Raw genomic sequence first — 24,759 nt, forward strand, 5'->3', positions numbered from 1 at the left:
CAGACGTGCTTCCGCAATCCTCCTTTCAAAATTGGTTGGATAAGCAAACGGGCTACGGAAATATTACCTGGCAGGCTTTTTTATTTCCAGCATTACTTCAAAAATTCCTTCTCGTACACCTCCAAGTTGTATCGCTGCACTTTTGGACAAGTCAATAATACGCCCATTAACAAAAGGACCTCTATCGTTTATTTTAACCACTACCGTCTTTTTATTGCTGATATTGGTGACTTTGACAAGGGTACCAAATGGTAACGTTTTGTGAGCTCCCGTTTTTAAATGATGTCTGTACAATTCACCGCTTGCGGTTTTGCGGCCTTCGAACTCATCGGCGTAATACGATGCTTTTCCTTTTTGCTGGGCAGAAAGCAACAATCCACTAGAGATAATAACGAACAGTACTATTAAGCGTTTCATAAAAGCAGATAAATGTCGGTATTAATTAATGCTTGGCTATTTAATTAGATACTTTTTCTCTATTGATTGAGTTTTGTGATCGATAATTCGCTCAGAACCATTTTGGTGCTTATAATACGTGTAGCTTGGAACAACATTGTTTGTTTTAACGTAGATGTTATGTGCACTTTCATCCTTATGGTCCATAACATACCGAAGACTGCGATAGGTTGAGAATGTCTTCGTTCTTTGCACCAGGTTAAGTAGTTCATAACGATTTTCTTCAGCTTTAACAATACTGTTATATAATATCTGGAATCTGTAAAAGAAATATTCCCGCCCGTCAAATTTAAATGCATACTCCCTTATTTCCTTTGGTTCATATGTTTTAAAACGTGAGGCACCTTGTTCGCAAAAGGCAACTTGCATGTAACAGGTCTCTAAATTTATTTGATTTAAAGAAAACCCTCCCACTCTTGGATTGGTCGCACTTACTTTTACTTTTCCATAAACCGTATCATTGCTTTCCGTTACAATATAACCAGGGAGTTTCCTGGAAAAAATATTATTGCTAAACGCAAATAGCAGCAACATAAAAAGCAGTCTGGCCAATTGAATTGATCCTATATTCATTATAATTTTGTTTGAGACGCCGCCAAAGATACAAAATCAAAATTTACAAGATGATATTTATTTTCACCCTAACGAAGCTGCATTATCCCAAGATTGTATTTGACTTTGTCAAAATGTTAATTCAATGCGGCTCATGCTTGTTTTTACTTTAAAACAGTGTATTCTTTTGCGTATTGGATTTGAAGTTGGAGTTTAGCGGTGGTACCTGTGTGGCCATCAAATCACGCCCGTTACCTTCTTTAATCAACTGGCTCAACTCATTGGCTGAACAATTGTCTCTCAACCAGATTCGCTCGTCTTTTTTACGCAAGATCACCGGTGTGCGCGATTCTTTCCGCTTAGGGTTGTTATGTATTTCTTTTACCAAACCCTCCGCTTTCGTCGTAACTATGCTTACAGTTTCCCACACCACACCTTCAACTGTTTTACATCTATCCCACAAACCCGCCAACACCATTGGCGATTTATCCGCATACTCCAAAAGATAGGGGTACGCCTTCCCTTTACTATGATGATAATCGTAGAAACCATCTATCATAATTAAGCATCGCTGAAATTGCGCTGCCTTCCTAAAAGAAGGTTTTTCAAAAATCGTTTCTCCCCGTGCATTTAAAGTTTTATTTTGTATTTGAGTAGCTTGCTGCTCATCTTTCACCCAAAACGGAACCAAGCCCCAATAGAACAATTCTGGCGTTAATGGATTTACATTTCTGAACACAAGCAAGGGAGGATGGGCAAACCCCGATGATGCTTCCTGAGCCTCCATGTTGAGTGTAAGATCATTCAGATCCCTTTCGATCCGATCAATTTCTTCCGGGCTATCTCCTCTTCGCTTAGCATATTTAAGCTTTTTCTGGGTGATATATTTAACTGTAAAACACATTGGAAATTTGATTAATCACGCATAAGTTAAGATTTATTAAGGGCATATGATCATTAAAACAACACTTTTTTTTAATTTTGTGCCATGATTTATATTGTACTGCTTATTATTGTGGCGTTGATTTTTGCCTGGTTTGCCTCTCGAACCAAGCCAGGGGAGGTGGTTGAACAACAGAAAGAGGTTCCTGAAGATTGTTGCGGTGCCCATGAGGTTTGCGAATCGGACAGTTTATTAAGTTCCAGCGATAAAATCGAATACTACGACGATGAGGAATTGGATCGCTTTAAAGAAAGGGCGGCAAATCAATATTCCGATAACGAAATTGAAGAGTTTCGTGACATCCTGTATACTCTAAAAGAACGTGAAGTGGCCAACTGGATGAAAAGCATGCAACTGCGCAGAATCGAATTACCCAATATCATCAGAGAAGAGGCTTTAATGATTGTTGAAGAAAGAAGAGCCAGTTCAATTTCACAGTAACACCCCTACTTTATTTTTAATTACATTTGGGCTAGTATTAATTTAAAACCTGCTTAAATGAAGAGTTTTTTATTTTCAACGGCTTTATGCCTATTTGTTTTTCTTGCCACAAATGCACAAGAATCTTCACTCCTTTGGAGAATTTCCGGAAACGGACTAAGTGAGCCATCCTATATTTACGGAACCATTCATTTAATTTGTCCGCAAGATTACTCGATGAAGAGCAAGGTTAAAGCCTGCTTTGCCGAGACACAACAAGTATACCTGGAAGTTGACTTTGACGATCCGCAAATGATGCAAAAAATGATGAGTATGTCCATGCTTACAAACGGGGAAACTGCCAGGGACTATCTTACGGATGAGGAATATGCTTACCTCGACGACAAATTTAAAAATACAATTGGAACAGGAATGGCACAGCTTCAGGTTATGAAACCACTTATACTGCTATCTATGAGCTATATCTCTATTCTTCAATGCCAACCAGTTTCATTTGAGACTGTTTTTGTAGAAATGGCAAAAGAAGATGATAAGGAGGTATTGGGCTTAGAAACCCTTGAACAGCAAATGAGCTTTTTTAACGAAATACCGTTGACCGAGCAGTTTAAGATGGTTTCCGACATCGTAAAACAAGAAGATAAAGCCAGGGATGAATTCAATACTTTGGTTAAAATCTATAATTCTGAAAATATAAAGGGCCTACTTGAATTTATGGATGAAAGCGAGTGGAGCATGGAAAAATATGAAGAGATACTTATTCACGGCAGAAATAAAGACTGGGCTAGTAAGTTAGATTCAATTGCCAAAGAAAAGCCAACCTTCTTTGCTGTAGGTGCCGGACACCTGGCCGGTGAAAACGGGTGGTTATCTTTATTGGAGAAAAAAGGATATAACGTTGAGGCAGTAAAATAAACCAAGATCTGTCATTAGGAATCCTGTTAGGCAGTTATACTACTTCAAAACAAGGCGTTTCGCTAACTTGTTTCAACTCACCAGAGCGGTGCTAAGTCTCGTTTCAGTAACACCTAGTTTTATGATATTTTAAATGCGCATCACGCACCTCCATAAATAATGCGGCCTAATAAAGCCTAATGACAATTTTGGGATAAAAAAACTAATGAAATAAAAATGCCGGAAGATCATCTCAACCGGCATATATTCTTACTCCACCATGGTTTACTAAAAGATATTGCCTGACAGCCCACCATCGCTTAGCACCTTGAAACCTGTCTTATAAAATATTATCTATCAGTATTATTCCAGTACGGTTACCCAACCGTACGTATCCGGTTCCTCGCCATATTGGATTCCTCTTAATTTGTTATACAACTTGGTACTAATTGGGCCAGCAACTGATGGATCACCGAATTTGTATGATTTGTTTTCGTCTATATCATCAATTTGCCCAATGGGGCTGATAACGGCAGCGGTACCACAAGCACCTACCTCATCAAACTCGGCCAGTTCCTTCATCTCCACTTTCCTTCTTTCCACTTCCAGTCCCATGTCCCGGGCCAGCTGAATCAAGCTCATGTTGGTAATGCTTGGCAAAATAGAATTAGATAAAGGGGTAACATAAGTGTTTCCTTTAATGGCGAAGAAGTTCGCGGGGCCTGCCTCGTCAATATACTTCTTCTCTTTACTGTCTAAATAGAGCACCGAAGAATAGCCCCCGTCGTGGGCAACTTTTCCGGCACGCATACTTGCCGCATAATTTCCTCCAACTTTTAAGTTACCTGTTCCCTGCGGCGCAGCTCTGTCGAACTTGCGACTAATCATTTGCTTGGTAGGTTTAAATCCTTCTTTAAAATAAGGCCCAACCGGTGTTACAAAAACCAAAAAAGTATATTCTTCGGAAGGCGACACCCCTACCTTTGGCCCTGAACCGATTAACAAAGGACGGATATACAGGGCCGCTCCTGATTCGTAGGGGGGAACATAGTCCATATTCAGTTCGACGGCACGTACAACAGCCTTCTGAAAAAGTTCGGTTGGCACCGGCTGCATTAAAATACCATCGGCAGAACTACGTAGACGCTTTGCATTTTCATCCATACGGAAAATACGGACCTTGCCGTCTTTTCCCTTAAATGCTTTAAGCCCTTCAAAAGCTTGCTGACCGTAATGAACACAAGTGGCAGCCATATGAATGGTAAGCTGTTCCGAGGTACTCTCTTCTAACTCGCTCCATTGGCCGTCTTTAAAATAGCTACGTACGTTATAGTCCGTTTTAATATAACTAAACGATAATTTTGCCCAGTCGATTTTGCTCATGAAAATATGATTAAATAATGAACTAATATTTATTTTACCGACATAAAGCTAAAACAATAAAATGAATTATTCCATGACGGATAGCAACTTTGAGTATGTTACCATACATCCCTAACAAATAAATGGAAAAACAATTACCTAACAGCAAAACACTTACATACTGTTATGCCATTAATTACAAAAACATTATAGCAATTGATAATATTGGTAGATTTACCAGGTTTTTAAATCCACTTATCCATCAAACTGGCCAGGTCATCCAGTTTCACCGGCTTACCTATATAGTCGTTCATACCTGCCTCAATGCATACCTCCCTATCACCTTTCATGGCGTTGGCAGTCATGGCAATTATGGGGATATTAATATTCTTGCTCCGCAAGGCTGCCGTGGCATCAAGTCCGTTCAAAACAGGCATCTGAACATCCATTAATATCAGGTCGAAACTATATTCGCCACTGGTAATCATCTCAACTGCTTCTTTCCCGTTGTTGGCGATGGCTGTTTTTAAACCAATCCTATCCAACATTTTTTCGGCGATACGCTGATTGATGATATTGTCCTCAACCAATAAAATTATTTTGTTCTTAATCCTTTCTTCAAAAGAGATTTGTTTTTTACTATTTTCCCCTTCATTGTCAACATTTGAAAAGAACATGGAATCAATCGTTGTGAACAATTGGGTGTGTTTAATAGGCTTATGAATTACATGGTCAACTCCTTTAAAGTCATAACTCTCTTTCCATTTAAGATTGGACGTAAACAGGATTATTTTAACCTTGTTAATCTCCTTTTTAACGGTATCGATAAAACCCTCGTCTACTTTGCTAAACACATGGGAATCGATGATAACCAGATCAAAATCTTTTTCACTTTTAATGATTTCCAGCGCCGATTTTTCATCGAAACAGCTTTCAGACTCAATACCCCAGTTATTTAAAGTTTTTTTCAACAGCAACACATTGGTTTTGTGGTTGTCGACAACCAAGGTTTTTATGTTCTTAAACTTCTCGCCATGCAACTCTTCGGGAGATTGATTTTTATCTATTTTCAACGGAACGATAAAATGGAAAACCGAGCCCGGGTTGTCCTCGCTCCAGGCAAAATTTGGGTTGGGGCTTTCCACCCATATTTTTCCACCCATCAGTTCAATCAACATTTTGGAAATACTGGTTCCCAATCCGGTCCCCCCAAATTTTCGGGTGGTAGATCCATCCGCCTGCGTAAACGATTCAAATATTTTTTCCAGCTTATCTTTAGGGATTCCGATACCGGAATCCTCTACCATAAAATGAAGGGAGATTTGAGACCCAATTTGTTTGCTTACTTCCACTTTCAGCACAACCTCACCTTCCGAGGTAAATTTAACTGCATTGCCCAACAGGTTAATCAGCACCTGAATCAAACGACTTTCGTCACCAATTAATATACTCGGTATGGTTTGCTCTAAACTACTAATCAGCTCGATGCCTTTTTCGTTGGTTTTAAACGACATTTGATCCACCAGGTAATCAATGGTTGAGCGAATATTAAAAGGATAGGGCTCAATTTTCATTTTCCCGGCTTCTATCTTCGAAAAATCCAGGATGTCGTTGATGATATTCAATAAATTTTCGCACGAACGACTAATAATTGAAACAACATTATTCTGTTCCTTAGTCATCTTTGTGTTGCCCAGCAACTCGGTTGCACCAATAATACCGTTCATGGGCGTGCGAATTTCGTGACTCATGTTAGCCAGGAATTCCGATTTGGCCTTGTTGGACTCTGCTTCCTTCTTCTGAACTTCTTTTTGCGCACTGATATCCATAAATGCCTCCAGGTAAACGTTCTCATTATTAAGGCGGATAGGTATGATATTTTTAAGGATAGATCTGGATATATTATTTTGCTTCACCTCTAATCGTTCCTCAAGCATCGAAACCACCACGCGCGTAGAAGGATCCGAAAAATGTTCTTCTTTCTGGGTAATAAACACTTGCCCATAATCAAGCCCTTGCATGGCTTCGATTACATCCTCCTGCTTTTTGTATCCCATAATATTGGCAGCGGTATCATTGACCTGAATAATCTCCTTGTTACTGTTAACAATTAATATTCCCACCGGAAGGTTCTCAATAATTGTTTTCATCGATTCAATCGATTCTTCCAACGAATGCGTCAATATTCTTTTTTCGGTAATGTCTTCCTTAATCGCGATGAAACTCGAAATGGTATTGGCCTTACTCAGCACAGGCGACACAAGAACCTTTTCCCAATAAACCTCACCGTTCTTTTTTCGGTTATTGATTTCTCCTGTCCAGGTTCTTCCTTCCTGTATCGTCTGCCAGAAGGCAGGTGGAGTGCCACTGTTATTATTATGAAATAAGTCAATATTGTTATGCAATACCTCATGCTTGTCAAAACCTGTGATATCCTGAAAACCTTTATTCACATATTCCACGTTGCCTTTCGTATCGGTAATCATTATAGAGATAGGGCTTTGCTCTACCGCCTGTAGGAGTTTTTCGTTGTTCTCTTCGGCCTTTTTTCTGTTAATAATTACATTTTTAATTTGAATAATCAGATAATAGGTAATCACTCCTGCTATTAAGGTAAAAACAAAAAGGCTCAGGTATTTAAAGTTATTATACTTGTTTATTATATTAATACTCGCATTATTAAGCGCAGCAACATTTTTATTAATATCGTACGAAATCTTGTTCTCAATTTCGTTGATACGAGAAAAATGACTTTCTGATTGCTTTAATAAAAACCCAATATTTTTCAGATATAATTCCTTATCGGCATCTTCGTTTTGCAAGTACGACGAAATAATCGCCGATATTTTTGAGGCGAGCACATTTAAGTCATTGACTTTGGGAGCAAGTTCACGTACCTCAGGTATTGTTCCTGTAAATTCATCCACCTTGTGTACAATAACCTCCGTTACCAACTCCTGATCTTGCAAATTAACGGGTTTAACCTCATTTAACGTTCCGCCACGGTCGAGGATTTCGACAATATTTAAACATTCGGTTACGAGGTTGGTAATATTGTTTTGCGTATTGGCAAGTTCTTGGGGGTGATCAATGCTTGGGTAATCTTTAAAAAGCAAGTTAAGTTTCAGAATGTTTTTTTGTAACACTTTTTCCACTTTCTTCTTCTGCTCTTGATTATGAATTACTTCCTGATAGCGAAGGATATATGTTTTATCAAAATAGTTTTCTATCACCAAAATTGCCGCTATGGTAAGCAGAAAAATAGCCAGTAAAAGGTACAGTTTTGCTATTATTGGCTCACCAATATACAATTGCCCTTTTTGCGAATTAGAAGTCTTTCCCACAAAATTTTATTTTCAAATCAATTAATTCAGGGTATAAATTTAAAAAATTAATGTTTTCCTCCTATTAAATCCATACTTTCTAAAAATTGATATGGCTTCCTCTCCGGTAGCATAATCCAGAAATTCTCTGGCTAATTCGGGGTTTTCGCTTGTAGATAATATCCCGGCGTATATTTCGGAAGGCGATTGCTGGAAATCCGGAATGTTAAAAACTTCAACATGATCGCGGTTTCCATTGACATAGATATCACTTTCCCAGTTCAGCACTAACTGCGCCTCCTCATTTTTTAAACTTTTCACCAAACCCCTGCTATCGGTAGATAATGCAACAACATTTAATATCACATCACTGTACAACTTCTTCTCTTCCAAATATTTTCGGGTATCATATCCCAGCGTACTTGTTTCGGGATTGGCTATTATTATGGCATGTTGTTTCTCAACAAGGCTGTTAATATCACCATCGTATCCGGTCGGGTTTCCTTTAACAGTCATCACTACCAAAGTGTTATAACCGATAAACACGGAATCCACAATATAATTATAATTCTTGCTGCTTAATTTTTTGAAGCCCACCTTTGAAGCCGGCAAATAAATATCACCTTTTTGGGTATATTGAATCAGGCTACTTAAATTCTGAGAGCCATCATTGTGCAGTTTAATTGTACAGCCGCTTCCCGACTCGAATTTTTCTTTAAGTTCCATCAGTACCGGAACCATTGCATTTTCACAATATATGGTAAGCTCTTTCTTATGTTCTGATGCAGATTTATTGCTTTTATTCTTAACCTCATCACAGGCCACGAAAAACAATACTGACATTAATAATATGATATATCTCACAGATGTAAAATTTCTTGAAACTGTTGTGTTGATTAAACTAAAATAATCCTTCAACAATTTACGCAGAAAGTGCGATTGAAAAGGACTATTTCGTCTAATAATATTTTATGTTTGTCAAATATAACTAACGTTTTATGAAATGCTTACGTATCCATCGCGGCACCAATACACCTCCTATAAACAAATAAGGATAATAACTAATTGACCGCCAGACAAATGCCATGGCCACCCCGGTACCCACAGGTACAATCCCGGCCAGAAATTCCTTAAATACATATTCAGCAAATCCACTACCTCCGGGTGTTGGGCTTATTATCATCATAATCCACATAACCAACTGCTTACCAAACACCAAGACATGTCCGTCAAAATCGATAAACGAAAAACCGAAAAAGGATATGATTATTGTGTTCACCACCCAATACCTGCTTATCCAGCTAATTGAAGTGGCCACAAAGGCTTTTGTCCATTTACTTAAGGGCCATTGCTTAAATTCATTCGAAGTGTTAATCAAATCCGAACCTGATTCATTTGCATCCGGACGCCACTTTCGTATGATTGGCAACTTGAAAATCCATAGCAACAGAAATTTTAGTCCTCTTGGATTTACAAATAACCCATAGGTGATAACAACGGTATACAAAAACTTTAAACCATATCCCGATAAAGCAAACAGAATAAACTGATTTTTATACCACGGCAGGTTTTCTGCTGCATCGATGCCAAATCCGAATATATCCGTGCGCCCTATAAATAGCAAAACAACAGGAAAGGCGATTATAAAAAACAGTTCGTCAAGAAAGGAGGTGACCATAACAAGTGCGGTGCTTCGGCCAATTCGAATACCTTCCTTATTTAAGAAAAAGATAGCTACGCTTGTTCCTCCAATAGCCGACGGGGTTATAGCAGAGGTAAACTCCCATAACATAATAACTGAAAAAGCCTTTTGCCATGTTAGCTTTTTATTGGACAATAACCTGATGCGGTAGATATAGCCGAGATCGCGGATCACCATAAACATGAACGAAACGGCGATCCAAAAACCGGTTTTTAAGGTTAATTGCAAAACATCAAGACTACCAGGTTCATATTCATGGTATAACATGTACCCGGAAAATCCAATCCCAATGATTATAGGCCAAATAATCCTTGACGGCCGGATGCTTTTTATTATTTTCCCGGAGTTGTCTTGAGTCTGCATTTAACGCTTGCTTTGTTAAAGTAAATGTAAACAATAAAATGATATTATGGCTTAAAAAAGGCAAAAGGATGCATATCCCTTTGCCCTAAACCATTACATGATTGCTTATTACAATGGCAAAGTGTAATATACCTTAAATACCGGTCTATCATCCCTATTTTTAGCATCACTTGAACCAAACTCAATACCTCCGGATATATTTTCTGGATAATGTGTAAACATAAATCCATAGTTGGGGTAGTTGGCTTTGTCTACAGGTACAAATAATCGGGTAATATCATAGGTTCTTTTGTTAAAATCGATCCAAGGATTGTAATAAATAATTACCTTATTTGCATCGGTTGTTTCCGGTTGATTGTTCCAGGTCACACCTTCTTCCTTCCATTCTTCCACAATTTGCTTAAAAACCCCGGTATACATTGGTAACATATCTGTATTTTGTTGTTGCATGGTATAGATATCACCAGTTACAGTTAGTGTTAGCTGAACCTTTTTGATTGTGGCTGATTTTGGCAAATATCTTCTAATATCATAATACATCAAGCTGCGGGTAGTTCTCATAACTGTTAGAATTGGTTCCGATTTAAATGATGCTGAAAACATGGGGTGATCCCCGAAATTTTCGTTTCCATTTAAATCTGTGATCATCGCATCCATTGTAGTATCGGGACTTGCCATAAATTCCATTTCATAAATTCCGCTATTATCTCCTATGGGAAGCAGTAATGGATTATCTTCCGAACTCATTTTAAGCTCACGATAACTAAACATGAACTTCTTTTCGTAGTCGTCTGTTTTCAGCAAAAAAATATAATTACCCCTGAGCCCTTTAATCACCAATTCATTTACCTTTGCTTCGAGTTTAAATTCATAATATTTTCCTTCCGGATCGTACACATCCAGGTTAGCTTCTATAAACCTGCTGGGTGCCATAATTAAAGGATGGTTGATATATGCCGCAGTAAAAAAAGCTAATGGCCTAACAATGCCGATTCCAAAATTCACATAACCAAAGTCTTCGGGTGGATGATCCCCAACAGGGATAACTTCGATTCGGAGACCCGTTACATCACTGGCTTCAATTATAAAATTTACGGGTAACGGTTTTTCAACCAGATAAGCCAAAGGGGAGCCTTCTTTTGGTGTTGCAAACACAACTTCTCCATTGCTGTTAATTATCATAAACTCGGTTAAGGTATATGTTCCCTCTTTCAGTTCCACTTTTTCACTTATAAACCCATCCCAGAATTTGTACAACGAAACTGCCTCCTTGTCGAGAACAACAACACCATCTTCGTCAACCACCGAAATGAGCAACTTGTAGTAGGCAAAATCCCCATTCTCCGTTGAGTCACCATCTACTGTTGACTTCAGACTTTCCTGCAAATCATCAGAAGAAAAGTTAAACTCAAGTTGCCCCAGGTCGCTTCCCGGCTCGTTTCCGGGATCCTTCTCGCAAGAAGTAAATGTACACATCAAAAAAGCCATCAAAAACAATGTTTTAGATGCAAGTCCTGTTAATCTTTCCATAACATTTGAGTTTTACCGGTTACTAAATCTTTTCATAAAGTTAAGGTTACAGATTGCTGACGGCAACAAGATGCAATACCGTTTTTACTATTTAGTTTTAGACAACAACAAACGTTTAGCCGGTCGCTATCAAGCGCTTAACTATGTAGGAATGATGTGAAAAAATAAAAATGGTTGCGTAGTATCAACAACTAATTTTTGTAACCGAACCGAGGGTTTCCCGCAAAACCAAACCCTCGGCAGAAGTGACATTACTTATTTCTTCAAAACCATCTTCCTTATCTTTTTATGACTTCCTGTTTCGGTAAACACCTCCATTCGATAAAAATACAGGCCGTTTCGGAGTTGGTTTCCTCTGTTATCTCTACCGTCCCAAACAACTTCGTGTTTTCCTGCCGGCATTTGCTGGTTAACCAGGGTTTTGACTTCCTGTCCGGCAAGGTTGAATACCCTTATAATCAACTGAGAGGAATTAAATATTTCATAACCGATTTTTGTTTGACCGGCAAAAGGATTTGGGTAATTCTGGCCCAAAACAAACCCTGAAATACTTTCTTCATTTATGCCTGTGGAAGTATCTTTCATAGGGCCGCCAGGTTCTTTGATTGAACCATTCACCGTAATATCCTCATCGCCACGTAAGCCATCTACAAAATACAAAGTGATAACATCTGTATTGATGTCAGCCCCGGTTTCTCCGTCATACATAAATTCATACCAGTGTTTCTCGTTGTTGTCGGGGGTGTAACCGTATTTGTAATATTTATCCACCGTTTCGCCTCCATGTAAATATAACATAACCGTAATCGCCTCTCCCGGATCAAGTCCATCTATGGAAAAATCGAAAAAGCCAAATGGAAAATCGGCATCCGCTGGCATATCGTCTGGCGATGGATTGCTTGCGACCACAAGTTGCGTAAGCTCTACATCCTCAGGCACTACCATCGTTACGTAATTCAAACCATCATAGGTATGGAAAGATGCTACATTAGCCTGTTCATGATCCGCCAGTCCATCGGTATTACCGTCGTAATTGTCGTCGCTGCCATCTGGTCCTTTTTCGCGTGTATCACTGATTCCATCCTGATCAGTATCCAGGTTTGGACCGGCAGGCGATAATGCTTCAAGAAAAGCACCCGGAGTATCACTCGTTAAATTGTATATTAACGTATTCCCATAATTCTTGATCATTTTCTTAATTGAATCCGTACGGGTATACTCAATATAACTGAACAACTCATCAGGTCTTTCTCCAACCCAACCTTCTGATTTTTCTCCCGCATATCTTTCTCCTGGATTTTCAAGTACAACTTTATTATCAAACACCACCTCCACCACAATAATATCGCCAATGGCTACTATTGCACTTGTATTTTCGGTATTGTTTAAACTCATATAAGTGATGTGGCCAAGCATATTGTTCATCATCTCAGGCGTACCTGTAATATCAGCAACATCGCCTGCGCGAAGGTATTCTCGACCCATGCCCCATTCATTATGCCATGGCATTTCATCTATTTTATTGAGAAAAAGCGTACCTACAGCTGACATTGACCCATCTCCTTCAAAAACTCCCTGAGAAGCAAGGCTTGCTGTGATATCCACGGGATCGCCAACCTGCAATGATCCCGTTGATTTCACTTCCACGATTTTTCGCAGGTAACCATAAGGACGGGTGTATCCCCAGTGCGAAGGGATAGGATAGCATATTTTGTTCATACCGAGCCAGATACACCATTGTTCCGTGGGGCCATCATCATCGTTTTGGGTTCCTCCCAAGCAACTTATGCTGCGCAATTCAGGTTCAACGACTACCCCTCCCCAAGCAGCGGAATGGCCAAGCATGGCGCCGGAACACCCCAAATGAGACATATCCCACACCCCATGATAGCCTGGATAATTAAAAGGCTGGAATTTGTGACAAATCAATAAAATATTTTCAGGATATCCCCACCAGCGGTAACCATGTGCCAAAAAAACATCTGCTGGTCTTTCTTCGTCTCCTTCGGAATAACCGGCATAAGGCCCCGGATTCGTAACACCTTGACCGTCAACCGTGCCCCACTCAGAGTATACCGTACCATAGGCATAATCCGGTACGGTGAGTTCCTGAGCATAGGAACGGTTCAATATAGGTGCCATACAAACGAAAGCACCCATAATCATTGAAAGTAAAAATAAATTTTTCATAGCTATAGAGTTAAAATTAGACTCGGGGTACGATTCCAAGCCGCACCTCGAGTAGTAATTTCTAATTTCTGACAACCACCTTGGTCTGGTAACTTTCACCATAACCTATAACTTGCAACAAGTAAACTCCATTCTCGAGAAAATCTACCGATATGCTCGTCCTTAAGCCTCCAATGTTAGGTTGAATGTTTTTATGCCAGACAACCTGACCTGCAGCATTGATAATTTGAACAACAACCTCATCCTTGAACATTGGGGCATCAATATAAAGTACTGATTTTGCGGGATTAGGATAGACTTTTAGTTCAGCTTTATCAAACAGGCTCGACACTCCTGTTATTTCCGAAACAGTTGCTGTAATAACACCATTCACAATTTTGGCTTCAATCACCATTACCTGTCCGTCAGCATCAATGACAACTTCTTCAACCTGGGTCGCATTGCCCATTGGAATGCCAAAATGATCTACATAAAAAGTAAATGTTCCTGCCGGGATATTTGTAAAACTGAATTCCCCGTTGACATCAGTAACATCATACGCAATAATAGTTCCGGACTGGTCGTACAAATAAACGGCTGCACCTTCAACTTTGCTGGCCAAAACAGATTTTAACCCGGTTGGATAGGCCTGCGGGCTATCTTCATTTTCTAAAGAACCATCTACCTGAGAGCTGCCTCCTGCATTTCCCGGAGCGTTAAGCGCAAACAATTCAAGTCCGATAATCTCCTGGTTATGGTTGATCATTGTGGCATCGGCCAACGTTGCAGCATTACCATAATAACCGCGCATTAACTCAGGATAAACATCTTCATCCGGATGGATAAATAATGTTACGGTACCTTCCGGTGCATTTAGACTGAACAAATCCGACCCAAAAAGCTCTTCCCGGATGAAAAAATCCAGATCTCCATTGTCTTTCATGACGTCTACAATTACGACTCCTTGGGTAATTGGGGAATTGTCGGGGGCTTTTACGCTTCCTGAAATAGGATACCATGGAACGACACCTGTTCCGGTCAAATAAATATTCCGGTAATCAAGGTCGCTGGTATAAACTAACAGTCGGGTGATTTTATCCCCTACCGTTGTTGGCGAGAAATAAACATTGAAAGCTTGGGATTCGCCGGGATTGATGTAGAAAGCCCCATCGGGCAAACCATCGAACGAGAACTGGTCGGCATCATCGTCCTGAATTACCACCAGGTCGACCCTTAAATCGGTATTGCCTTCGTTTATTATTTCGAACGGATGAGACAATGACGAACCCACAGTTACTTCTCCAAACTGGCTATCCCCATTCACGATGGCTATCGGTTCTAAACCTTCGCCCTTCAGTTTAATTCTGATTACCGGATAAACAAGATCATTGGATTCTATCCGTAGATATTCGGTTTTATTGCCAATGGATTGAGGATCGAACGCAACGGATATCTCGCACTTTCCATCTGCAGGAATCGTTGTACAAGGATTGTCGGTGATATAAAAATCCTGTTCAATAGTATAATCGATACTTGCATTAGCAATAACCAAATCTGCATCGCCATAATTTCTTATAGTCACCACACGCGGATCGGTAATTTGTCCCACAATTCGTTTCCAGAAATCAATAGAGTCAGGACTAACAGAAATTTGTGGTTTAGGCGGTTCCGGTCTGCTGGTCAGGTATTTTAACACGTTTTTACCATACGAGCTGTTATATTCGCTAAAGGCAATATGAACATAACCGTCATCATCTGATTTTATTCCATTAATACTGCTGCCATCGTTCGTAATCGTTTTATGTACCCAATTTCCGCCACTCTCGAAAGAATAAATCAACCTACCTGAAATTTGATCCTTGAAACAAATATGAGGATCCTGCAATGGATCGGTAGCAATAGCACTAAAGCTACTCCATTGCTGGGCATATACAAAGTCGTTTGACCAGCTGCCCGAAGTCTTCACCGCATACATATAGTTTTCTTCATAGTCTCCCTCGTGAGATGCCGAATAACAAATATGTGGACGGTTGCCATTATCGGTAGCTATGCTCAAGCGTAAGGTTTCAAGTTGACCTCCCCCCCAATTGTCCTGTATTAACTCCGAGGTTTTCCATATGCTGTCGGGCGCATTGGTCATATAATGAGGGCCCTGATTCGCAGCACCCATTAAATAATAAGCAAAATGGATATGACCATTATTATCGACCGACATGGCCAGGTCATTGTAGGCGCTCCGGGAAGGCAAAGTTGGCAGCACAAGGGGACCATTCCATGTTCCATTAAAATAATGTAAGTTAATATTATCGCCCCATTGAGTTTTCAGATAGGAAACATAGACAATCCCTTCCGGACTGCAATTAATATTTACACCTCCGAAGTCGCTAGATGAATCGGCCAATTTCAAAGGAGTGGACCAACCGGATGCTGTTTGCCTTACATAGTATAATTCATAAGGTGAAAGCCAGTTAGTATATATATATTCATAATAAACCACATGGACCGTATCGTTTTGATCTACGGCAACATGAGGATAGAAAATTGGATCATCATCATTTTCATAAACAGTACTTCTTGACCAGGCACCGCTTTTATTAGTAGCGTATCTTAAATAATCACCTTCCTCTTTGTCGGTATAAACAATATGAGATGCATTATTATGCATGTACAGTGAGGGACTCATACCAACATCAATTACATCCGATAGAGCCCATACTACGTCTGTTCTTATACTTTGAAAATTGTTTTCAAGATTTATATCGTTGTCAATCGTTTCAACCAGAGCGGTAAAAATGGGTCTGCCTTCGTCCAGCGGGGTCACTACTACTTCTATGGTGTCAAGGTCGTTGTATTCCATGGTGCCCAGACTGCAAAGCACCTCATTACCCACGATAGTCGATCCTGTACCATGACTATTGTACGACCTTACATAATCAACACTGGAAGATAAAGTACACGTTACCAAAACATTGTTGGCAGTTTGCTGTCCCGTGTTTTTAATGTAAACGGTGTAAGTTAGCTCGTTGCCCGTAACAACCGGGTCAGGTTCATCCTCTACCACCAAAGACAAATCGCATCCCGGAGGCACTTCCCATTGCCAAATATCTTTTGCTCCATCATTGTCACGCTCATCTTCGAACACCACATATTTATCAAAAATCGCCGGCATTGTCTGATCATGGTCCACATCGAACATTCTGGTAAAGTTTCCAGCGATAGGATTTATAAAAGTAAACATGTACAAATCCCAGTCTCCGTTTCTGTCATCTTGCCAAACCACACGATCCCCATAGATAGCCGGGTACTTCTGATCTTCCCTGTTATATTGGCCCAGGTTCCATAAGGGCCAATCAAAATTCTCAAAAACACTACCAATTCCATGAGTGATATGATGCATATAGATATCCCAATCTCCATTGCGATAGTCCATCCAGACAATGCGCTTGTCATAAATAGCAGGCCTTTGTTGACTGGCAGGATGATCGGTCAATTGCGTTTCTGTTCCTGTGGGGATATGATACATATAAATGTCCCAATCTCCAGACCGGAAATCTTCCCACACCACATAATCACCAAACACATCCGGGTTTGTTTGCCCTTGCTCAACATCATGGGTTAAGCGGGTAAGTACCCCTGTCGCAAAATCATAAGCATAAACATTACCGTAATCGACATCCATTTTATAATCGACAAACACTAAGATGTCGCCATGGATAGCTGGTTTTCTTTGGCCCCCCTCCCAAACCAATAGGGGACGTGGGTCGATATGCGGCGTGTTTATGTCGTATATAAATATATCCCAATCCCACTCGTCATCCACTTTTTCTGACCACACCACACGGTTGCCGGAAATATCGGGATTCATTCGTAAAGTAGCCGGGCCCGGGGTAAGCAATTTTTCGGTTTTGGTTACGCGATTATATAAATAAATCTCAACACCGCCTCCGAAAGGGTAATGCTCGTACACCACATAATCGCCATCAATTGCCGGAATTTTTTGATCTCGTGTATCATCGGTTATCTGGACAAATTCAACATATTGTCCTTTGACAGGGGCAAGGATTAGCAGCAAAGCCCCTACTATGCATAAAGCCAGGTAATGTTTTTTCATAATAGTATCCTCCAGAAAAAATATGAACTTTCTATAATTTAGTTCATATTGGATACTACTTCAATACCATATTAATGGGATATGGTATTCAAAATCCCATTTTTATGGGATAGCCTACTCTCGTGTTTAGTTTTACATTTATTCAGAAGAACGAATCCTAACTAGGTGTTACCATAAACCAACAATCATGAAAAAAATATGCTATATCCTATTTGCTGCCAGTATCCTGTTCACTTTTTCGCAACAAAGCATTAATGCGCAAGTAAAAGATCCGGTAAAGAAAACCGAGAAAGAAGGTGAAAAAAGGGTGGATAAAAAAGTTGACAAAACCATCAATAAAAGTTTCGACAAACTGGAAGAAGGACTTGGTGGTTTGTTTGGCAAAAAGAAGAACAAAAAGAATCAAAAACAAGAAACACAAACAAACAGCCAAGCTGAATCCCCTAATCAACCAGAAGAACAGGTTATCATTGTGGAGAAAAGTGTAAGTCCAACCTTATCGTGGGCCAAGTATGATTTTGTTCCCGGCGACAAAGTTATTTTTGAGGATGATTTATCGAGCGAGGAAAATGGTGAGTTCCCATCCAGGTGGGATCTCCACAGAGGAAATGCCGAAGTGGCCAAGTATGGCGAAGATCTGGTGATTATGTTGAGAGATGGCCACCCTTCTATTATCCCATATATGAAAAATCCGAAGGAGGATTATCTCCCCCAAGTTTTTACTATAGAGTTCGACTTGTATTATCCAGGAAGCGGTACGTTTGAAATTCATCTGTACGATAGGAAAAACCAGAAATCGGGAAGCCCTACAGGATATACAGGCATTAACGTTACTAGCAAAGAAATGGAGATGGGTCATTTTAGAAGCAGGTTGCCCGGTGAAAACATTAAAAAATCGAGATGGATGCACATTGCCATTGCCCATACAAATGGAAAATTAAAAGCTTATATGGACGAAACCCGCTTGCTAAATATTCCCAGACTCGATTTTGATCCAAAGGGACTGACCCTATATTCTTATCACGCTCACAATGAAAATTTGTATTACGTAAAAAATATCAGGATTGCTGAAGGTGGCGTAAAATTTTACGACAGAATATTGCAGGACGGAAAGATAATCGCATCAGGTATCAGGTTTGATGTGGGTAAAGCCACATTAAAGCCCGAATCGATGGGCATTATTAACAAAGTGACCCAATTGATGAAGGATCACCCCGAGATTAATTTCAGTGTGGAAGGCCATACCGACAGCGACAGCGATGATACCAGCAACTTAACTTTATCGGAAGCAAGAGCAAAAACAGTAAAAAACACTATGGTAAAACTAGGCATATCACCTGACAGGCTAAGTGCCAAAGGCATGGGAGAAACCACTCCCATGGATACCAACGATACGCCTGAGGGAAAAGCCAATAACCGAAGGGTAGAATTCGTGAAGAAGTGAGAGCAAAACAAAGCTTGCTTATGTTCTGCCGAACGCCCGAGCGAATGCGCAGCAATTCCTGAAGAAGTGAATGTAAAGCTATGCTTGCCTGTGCTTTACCGAATGCCCAAGCGAATGGCGAAGTAATTCGGGAAGAAGTGAATGCACAACCAAATTTGTTTGGGTTATGCTGAGAATGCAAAGAGTGCTTTGCCCGGCATGATTTTTTATCATTACGCACCGACTAAGCATTATTAATTCTATCGTATTGATTAGAATAGCAAGAGTTTTAAACGAGTAGGCATGGTGCCTGGGGAATAATCCGCTTTCATGCAAAAAAAGCGTTAAGAAAATCTGTAATCCAAGCGGTTGGAAAGAATTTTTACGATAAGTGAGTGTAATGATTAAACTTGCTTAGGTGTTACCGAACGGAGCAAAAATCAATAAAAGCAAAAGCTGTTTGAACATCGCGAGCCCGTCTGACCGGGAGACAGGTTCTTTTCTTTAAGCGAAGCGCACTTATTTTTAGCTTTTTCATGTTAACGGCGGCACAATTTGTGTTTCGTTTGCAGCTAAGGCAATTGGAGCGTTGCCGAAATCATGAACAGCGTTGAAATATAAAAACTGAGGCGAACTGAAAATGAAACGTCCGCCGGCTTGAGACAAAATAGCGTTAGGCTATAGCGCGTATTTTTATCGGACACCAGTGTATTATTATTATGACTACGACTATCTGGAAATGGCTAAATATCTTCTCGAAAAAGGTGCCAACGTAAACGCAATAAATGTACGAAACCAAACACCTCTTTCTCAGGCTAAAGCAGCCGGACATATCAAAATGATTCAACTATGAAAAGCCCACTTGGTAACATAATTTGTATGAACACTATAAAATCAGTATCATGAAAACCACCAAACAATTTATTCAGCTTACCTTAATCCTGATTTTGTCAGGATTGAGCATTAACGGTTTTGCACAATTTACCGCAGACATGGTATTCAATAACGCCGGGCAGGAAAAGCAATTTAAAGTTTATTCGGCCGAAGCAGGATATCGCTACGAATTTGAAGAACGCGGCAACAAAAGTGCCATCATAGTTAAAAATGGATCGAAAGATGTTGTTATTTTAATGCCCGACCAAAAAATGGCAATAAAAAGTCCGGCAGGCAGCCAGATGAGCATGAACAATGATCCAATAAAAGTTTTTGAGAAATATGAAGAACAAGGGATCTTAAAAAAAGAAGGTAATGAAACCATCAATGGCATTGTTTGTACAAAATCGACACTCTGGAGCAAGAAAAATCCAGGGCAAAAAATGTACACCCTGTGGTATTCCGAAAAATACAAGTTCCCCATGAAAATCATTGACCATATGGAAGGATCTGAGGGATCAAGCATGGAGATGAAAAATGTAAAATACTGGAAACCTGATAATTCAAAGTTCGAAATCCCCAATAATTATCAGGTGATGAGCATGCCGGGGATGCCGGATATACCGCAAATGTAGTTACTTGCAGATAGCAAGCTTAAATAAGAACAACATGAATCTGCGTCAAAAGTGATGAGAAAATCAATCCTCAACATTATGACCATAAACCACGATGTAGCGAGCACCCCAAATAAAGTCGACGGTTAAATCTCCCCGCTTATGGATTTTTTAATGACTTCGGCCTTACAATGCACATGTAGCTTTTTGTAGATGTTTTTAATATGCGACCGAACTGTTTCAATAGAAATAAAATTTTTTTCTGCAATCATTTTATAACTTAAACCGTCTACCAGGCCAAGCACAATTTCTTTTTCCTTGCCTGTAAGCGAGGTGGATGGCTCGTTTTTTTGGCCTGTCTGAAAATAATTGATCACTTTGCGAGCTATTTGCGGTGACATAAACGAACCCCCATCATTCACTATTTCTATCGCTTTTTTTATATCGGCAAAGGGAATGTTCTTAAGCAGATAGCCGGATGCGCCAGCGCATAACGATTGGAATATCTTGTTGAAATCGTGGTAGACGGTAAACATGACGATGTTAATGTCAGGATATTTCTCCTTTATGAGTTTTACCCCACTAATGCCTGACATTCCTGGCAAACCAATGTCCATGAGAATGATATCGGGTATATTTTCTTTGTTTATTCCGGACAGGAATGCCTCAACCGATTCCTTTGCGATTTGGCACGACATTTCCATCTGGTTATTCAGGTATTCTTGAACCCCGTTTCTAATCACCTTATCGTCCTCAACTATTGCTATCCTTACCATATTTTAATAATACAAATTTTATGGGGCAAGCGAAATACCATTTACATGGGGTATTGATGAGAGTTGTACCTAATAGTAAGAAGGGCTGCACTAATTTGGTCAGGGATACACTACATTTACAGCCTTCTTGTCCTCAACATTATTATTGTACCTCCATCCGACTCTATTATCAACTCACCTCCAATTCTTTCCGCCCTCATTTTCATGTTTCTCAGTCCATTTCCTTTTTTTACCTTTGAAATATCGAATCCTATACCGTTATCTTTAATCTGCATATTAAATCCATACACTTCATTTTCCATACTTACCTTAACTTCGGATGCCTGGGCATATTTAACAATATTATTTATTGCTTCCTTAAATATATAGTACACATTTTGCCTTGAATCAATCTTAATCTTCTTGTCTTTATCCAATCCATTTTCAGAAAATGACACCGCGATATCCTTGATGGAAAAAGTGGTGTAGGCTAAGTCGTACATCCGCTCAAGTAAGTCTCCTATGGTATCATTTCGGGTGTCGATAGACCAGACTATATCGCTCATCGTTGCAATCACATCTCGGCTTATAGAACCTATCTTACGTGATGCATCAATGATCTCTTTTTTTCTATCTGTATTTTGAATCTGTTCCGAGTGAATGCTGATACGTGTCAAGGATGCCCCCACTTCATCGTGCAGGTCACTTGCAATACTGATGCGCAATCGTTCCATTTCGGCCAAACGATTTTGCTTGTATCTGTAGATTCTCCATAGTACTGCCAACACAATGACAACCAGAAACAATTTAAACCATAAGGTTTGCCAGATGGCCGGGGTAATAATAATCTCCATTGATGCTTGTTCGGAACTCCAGATACCGTCGCAGTTAGTGCCTCTAACTTTAAATGTATATTCTCCTGGATCCAGATTAGTGTACCCTACAAATCTTCGCTCTTGTATGGCAACCCAATTTTCGTCTACCCCCTCCAATATATATTGATATCGATTGTTTGCAGGATTAGTAAAATCCAAGGCGGAAAACTTAAACGAAAAGAAATTTTGATGATGGGACAATTTAATAACAGAACTGTCCGGAACAATATGCCCCTCAAAATAGGGAACATTAAATACATTAAAAGAAGTAATCTCAACTAGGGGTTCATATCTGCTTTCTGCTATACTATCAGGATAAAACAGGTTAAACCCATTATTACCCCCAAACAAAAACATCCCATTCCTAAGCTTTAAATACGCCCCCCCGACATACTCCTTACCTTGTAATCCGTTATGAATATTAAAAGTTTTAATTTCCCGTGTGTCGGGGTTAAACTTACAAATGCCATTATTGGTGCTTAACCAAAGGTTTCCTTTTTCGTCATCAAGGATACCATATATTACATTACTGGGCAACCCATCCTTAATTGAATAATTGCTGAACGCTGTCCCTCCATGGAAATCCAGAACCGAAAGACCATCGCTGGTGCCCACACACAACTTTTCTTTTCCATCAATAACAGCTTTGTTTATGGCCTGTACAATATTATCACTCAATCCATTTGCAGCATTGGCATTACTCATGTATCGTTGAAACGAACCTGACTTTTTGTCCATTCTGCTTAATCCTCCGCCCCAGGAACCTAACCACAGATATTGATCCTGGTTATAGATACGAAGTAAATAATCGCCCGAGAGTGTGGTGCTGTCAACTGGGTTGCTCCTGTAATTCGTGAAGTTGCCCGAATTCAAATCGAATTTTATCAAGCCTTTGCTGTATGTGGCGATCCAAATGATACCAACAGAATCGTATGCCAATCCATTGATATTATCCAATCCTTCACTTTGGCGAACTAACGGTGATTCATTGTAATGCCGGAAAAGTTTTTTATGTGTATCAAACCTATTTAGTCCACCTCCACGGGTCCCTATCCATAAGTCTTGGTTTTTGTCTTCAATAATAGAACTGATATTGTTGCTGCTTAAACCAGCCCTGTTGCCTGGTACATGTTTAAACACACGAAAAGTGCCATCGGAAGGACAAAAATAGTTTAAGCCACCTGTCTCGGTCCCTATCCAGATATCCCCTTTGTGATCTTCGCAGAATACTGTTACCTTGTTATTGCTTAGGCTATTGTTATTGTATGATTTATGTTTGAAATGACTGAAATAATTCATTCTGGCATTAAATATATTTATGCCCTCCGCACCAATCCAAACTAATCCTGACCGATCCATCAGCAAGCTATTAATACTATTCCCGGTCAAACTTCGCCGATCGTCAGGATCGTGTTGAACATGAACGAACTGACTATCTTTAATATCATATATATCAATACCCAGGGAGACCGTTCCTATCCATAATGCACCATTAGGGCCCATCAGCAAGGACGTAATATTATTGCTTGAAATACTGTTTTTACTTGCATCATGAACAAAAGTTGTCAACAAACCTGTTTTGCGGTCATGCCGGCTAATACCCCCTCCAAGGGTACCAATCCAAACATTACCCTCCTTATCGCCCAATAGGGACGATATTTTACTTGATGGGATTTTACTTTGTCCATGATTACCCTTGTACGGCCTCAACTCAGGCTGTTCCGGGTTTGATATATCTATGATAGACAGACCGTTCCATGTTCCCACCCAAAGATCGTTATTGCTACCCAAATATAACGACCTCACAAAATTGCTTGCCAAACTTGTTGAATCGTCTGTATCATTCACGAAATGAGTGAAATTACCCGTTTTCGGATTAAACCTATTCACCCCCCCACCCCATGTTCCAATCCACAAATTGCCCCTTTCATCCTCACAAATAGATGTAGGTCGGGTTCCGTTCATGCTGTTTTTATTACCTTTTTGTGGCAGATAACGTGCAAACAAGCCAGTATTAGGATCGTATCTGTTTAATCCATGCCATGTTGCTATCCAAAAAACACCATTTCGGTCTTCATAAATATCCCATATCCAACTATGCGAAATAGATGTTGTATCTGACTTATCGTGCCTAAAAATGAGAAACTCATACCCGTCGTAGCGATTCAAACCGTCCTGGGTACCTATCCAAACAAAACCCTTGCTGTCCTGATACATACAGTTCACCGTGTTTTGTGACAACCCATCGGTATTGGATAAATGCCTAAAACTATAGTTGTGCTCGGCAAATCCGTCGATTTCAATAAAAACAAACGCGATTACAAATAAAGCAATATGGCCTATCTTGACTTGCATGAAGAAATTTAAGTATATAAT

Annotated in this window: 17 protein-coding genes; 5 read left to right on the plus strand and 12 right to left on the minus strand. The window is 39.8% G+C overall.

Annotated features, from left to right (window positions below; genetic code table 11):
• Positions 1 to 63 precede the first annotated feature (63 nt).
• The 3 genes from ACT29I_RS08545 to ACT29I_RS08555 all read right to left on the minus strand — a co-directional run bounded on the left by ACT29I_RS08545 (position 64) and on the right by ACT29I_RS08555 (position 1,912).
• Entirely contained in the window at positions 64 to 417 is a 354-nt protein-coding gene (locus ACT29I_RS08545; protein WP_430934943.1) for a septal ring lytic transglycosylase RlpA family protein, read from the minus strand.
• A 36-nt stretch (positions 418 to 453) separates the two neighbouring features.
• Complete coding sequence (locus ACT29I_RS08550) at positions 454 to 1,029, minus strand: hypothetical protein (RefSeq protein ID WP_430934944.1); 576 nt, start codon at positions 1,027 to 1,029, stop codon at positions 454 to 456.
• 148 nt (positions 1,030 to 1,177) lie between these two features.
• Positions 1,178 to 1,912 (minus strand): SOS response-associated peptidase, encoded by a 735-nt coding sequence (locus ACT29I_RS08555; protein WP_430934945.1) that lies wholly within the window; start codon positions 1,910 to 1,912, stop codon positions 1,178 to 1,180.
• 84 nt (positions 1,913 to 1,996) lie between these two features.
• Here ACT29I_RS08555 and ACT29I_RS08560 point away from each other — a divergent pair, with 84 nt between their 5' ends.
• Both ACT29I_RS08560 and ACT29I_RS08565 read left to right on the plus strand, forming a co-directional pair.
• Positions 1,997 to 2,392 (plus strand): hypothetical protein, encoded by a 396-nt coding sequence (locus ACT29I_RS08560; protein WP_430934946.1) that lies wholly within the window; start codon positions 1,997 to 1,999, stop codon positions 2,390 to 2,392.
• Positions 2,393 to 2,449: 57 nt separating this feature from the next.
• Positions 2,450 to 3,304, plus strand: a complete 855-nt coding sequence (locus tag ACT29I_RS08565; RefSeq protein ID WP_444793206.1) for a TraB/GumN family protein — start codon at positions 2,450 to 2,452, stop codon at positions 3,302 to 3,304.
• A gap of 342 nt (positions 3,305 to 3,646) precedes the next feature.
• Here the strand turns inward: ACT29I_RS08565 and ACT29I_RS08570 are convergent, their stop codons facing one another.
• The 7 genes from ACT29I_RS08570 to ACT29I_RS08600 form a co-directional block, all read right to left on the minus strand.
• Positions 3,647 to 4,666 carry a branched-chain amino acid aminotransferase gene (locus tag ACT29I_RS08570; RefSeq protein ID WP_430934948.1) on the minus strand — a complete coding sequence of 340 codons (1,020 nt, stop codon included), beginning with the start codon at positions 4,664 to 4,666 and terminating at the stop codon, positions 3,647 to 3,649.
• Between the two features lie 224 nt (positions 4,667 to 4,890).
• The gene (locus ACT29I_RS08575) at positions 4,891 to 7,989 is read right to left on the minus strand and encodes a PAS domain-containing hybrid sensor histidine kinase/response regulator (RefSeq protein ID WP_430934949.1); all 3,099 of its coding nucleotides are present in this window, start codon (positions 7,987 to 7,989) and stop codon (positions 4,891 to 4,893) included.
• 39 nt (positions 7,990 to 8,028) lie between these two features.
• Complete coding sequence (gene modA / locus ACT29I_RS08580) at positions 8,029 to 8,811, minus strand: molybdate ABC transporter substrate-binding protein (protein WP_430934950.1); 783 nt, start codon at positions 8,809 to 8,811, stop codon at positions 8,029 to 8,031.
• Positions 8,812 to 8,956: 145 nt separating this feature from the next.
• A complete protein-coding gene (locus tag ACT29I_RS08585) occupies positions 8,957 to 10,033 on the minus strand; it encodes a lysylphosphatidylglycerol synthase transmembrane domain-containing protein (protein ID WP_444793207.1) in 1,077 nt (358 codons plus the stop codon).
• 108 nt (positions 10,034 to 10,141) lie between these two features.
• Positions 10,142 to 11,563, minus strand: a complete 1,422-nt coding sequence (locus ACT29I_RS08590) for a DNRLRE domain-containing protein (RefSeq protein ID WP_444793208.1) — start codon at positions 11,561 to 11,563, stop codon at positions 10,142 to 10,144.
• Positions 11,564 to 11,818: 255 nt separating this feature from the next.
• Positions 11,819 to 13,753, minus strand: coding sequence for a choice-of-anchor U domain-containing protein (locus ACT29I_RS08595; RefSeq protein ID WP_444793209.1), 1,935 nt, complete (start codon positions 13,751 to 13,753; stop codon positions 11,819 to 11,821).
• Positions 13,754 to 13,814: 61 nt separating this feature from the next.
• Positions 13,815 to 17,843 (minus strand): choice-of-anchor D domain-containing protein, encoded by a 4,029-nt coding sequence (locus ACT29I_RS08600; protein ID WP_444793210.1) that lies wholly within the window; start codon positions 17,841 to 17,843, stop codon positions 13,815 to 13,817.
• Positions 17,844 to 18,030: 187 nt separating this feature from the next.
• Between ACT29I_RS08600 and ACT29I_RS08605 the strand changes: the two genes are divergently transcribed.
• From ACT29I_RS08605 to ACT29I_RS08615, 3 genes are all read left to right on the plus strand, one after another.
• Positions 18,031 to 19,287, plus strand: coding sequence for an OmpA family protein (locus ACT29I_RS08605; protein WP_444793211.1), 1,257 nt, complete (start codon positions 18,031 to 18,033; stop codon positions 19,285 to 19,287).
• 685 nt (positions 19,288 to 19,972) lie between these two features.
• Positions 19,973 to 20,119 (plus strand): ankyrin repeat domain-containing protein, encoded by a 147-nt coding sequence (locus ACT29I_RS08610; RefSeq protein WP_444793212.1) that lies wholly within the window; start codon positions 19,973 to 19,975, stop codon positions 20,117 to 20,119.
• A 49-nt stretch (positions 20,120 to 20,168) separates the two neighbouring features.
• A complete protein-coding gene (locus ACT29I_RS08615) occupies positions 20,169 to 20,774 on the plus strand; it encodes a hypothetical protein (RefSeq protein WP_444793213.1) in 606 nt (201 codons plus the stop codon).
• Between the two features lie 125 nt (positions 20,775 to 20,899).
• On the opposite strand, the gene ACT29I_RS08620 is transcribed toward ACT29I_RS08615, so the two are convergent.
• Positions 20,900 to 21,529 (minus strand): response regulator, encoded by a 630-nt coding sequence (locus tag ACT29I_RS08620; protein ID WP_444793214.1) that lies wholly within the window; start codon positions 21,527 to 21,529, stop codon positions 20,900 to 20,902.
• Between the two features lie 116 nt (positions 21,530 to 21,645).
• The gene (locus ACT29I_RS08625) at positions 21,646 to 24,738 is read right to left on the minus strand and encodes a ligand-binding sensor domain-containing protein (protein WP_444793215.1); all 3,093 of its coding nucleotides are present in this window, start codon (positions 24,736 to 24,738) and stop codon (positions 21,646 to 21,648) included.
• Positions 24,739 to 24,759 lie beyond the last annotated feature (21 nt).

Source organism: Saccharicrinis sp. GN24d3 (genome assembly GCF_052400645.1).
In the GTDB taxonomy this organism is placed as follows: domain Bacteria; phylum Bacteroidota; class Bacteroidia; order Bacteroidales; family Marinilabiliaceae; genus Saccharicrinis.

Coding starts and splice junctions, on each gene's coding strand:
- ACT29I_RS08545 (WP_430934943.1), bottom strand. CDS start 417: ATGAAACGCTTAATAGTACTGTTCGTTATTATCTCTAGTGGATTGTTG.
- ACT29I_RS08550 (WP_430934944.1), bottom strand. CDS start 1,029: ATGAATATAGGATCAATTCAATTGGCCAGACTGCTTTTTATGTTGCTG.
- ACT29I_RS08555 (WP_430934945.1), bottom strand. CDS start 1,912: ATGTGTTTTACAGTTAAATATATCACCCAGAAAAAGCTTAAATATGCT.
- ACT29I_RS08560 (WP_430934946.1), top strand. CDS start 1,997: ATGATTTATATTGTACTGCTTATTATTGTGGCGTTGATTTTTGCCTGG.
- ACT29I_RS08565 (WP_444793206.1), top strand. CDS start 2,450: ATGAAGAGTTTTTTATTTTCAACGGCTTTATGCCTATTTGTTTTTCTT.
- ACT29I_RS08570 (WP_430934948.1), bottom strand. CDS start 4,666: ATGAGCAAAATCGACTGGGCAAAATTATCGTTTAGTTATATTAAAACG.
- modA (WP_430934950.1), bottom strand. CDS start 8,811: ATGTCAGTATTGTTTTTCGTGGCCTGTGATGAGGTTAAGAATAAAAGC.
- ACT29I_RS08585 (WP_444793207.1), bottom strand. CDS start 10,033: ATGCAGACTCAAGACAACTCCGGGAAAATAATAAAAAGCATCCGGCCG.
- ACT29I_RS08590 (WP_444793208.1), bottom strand. CDS start 11,563: ATGGAAAGATTAACAGGACTTGCATCTAAAACATTGTTTTTGATGGCT.
- ACT29I_RS08595 (WP_444793209.1), bottom strand. CDS start 13,753: ATGAAAAATTTATTTTTACTTTCAATGATTATGGGTGCTTTCGTTTGT.
- ACT29I_RS08600 (WP_444793210.1), bottom strand. CDS start 17,843: ATGAAAAAACATTACCTGGCTTTATGCATAGTAGGGGCTTTGCTGCTA.
- ACT29I_RS08605 (WP_444793211.1), top strand. CDS start 18,031: ATGAAAAAAATATGCTATATCCTATTTGCTGCCAGTATCCTGTTCACT.
- ACT29I_RS08615 (WP_444793213.1), top strand. CDS start 20,169: ATGAAAACCACCAAACAATTTATTCAGCTTACCTTAATCCTGATTTTG.
- ACT29I_RS08620 (WP_444793214.1), bottom strand. CDS start 21,529: ATGGTAAGGATAGCAATAGTTGAGGACGATAAGGTGATTAGAAACGGG.
- ACT29I_RS08625 (WP_444793215.1), bottom strand. CDS start 24,738: ATGCAAGTCAAGATAGGCCATATTGCTTTATTTGTAATCGCGTTTGTT.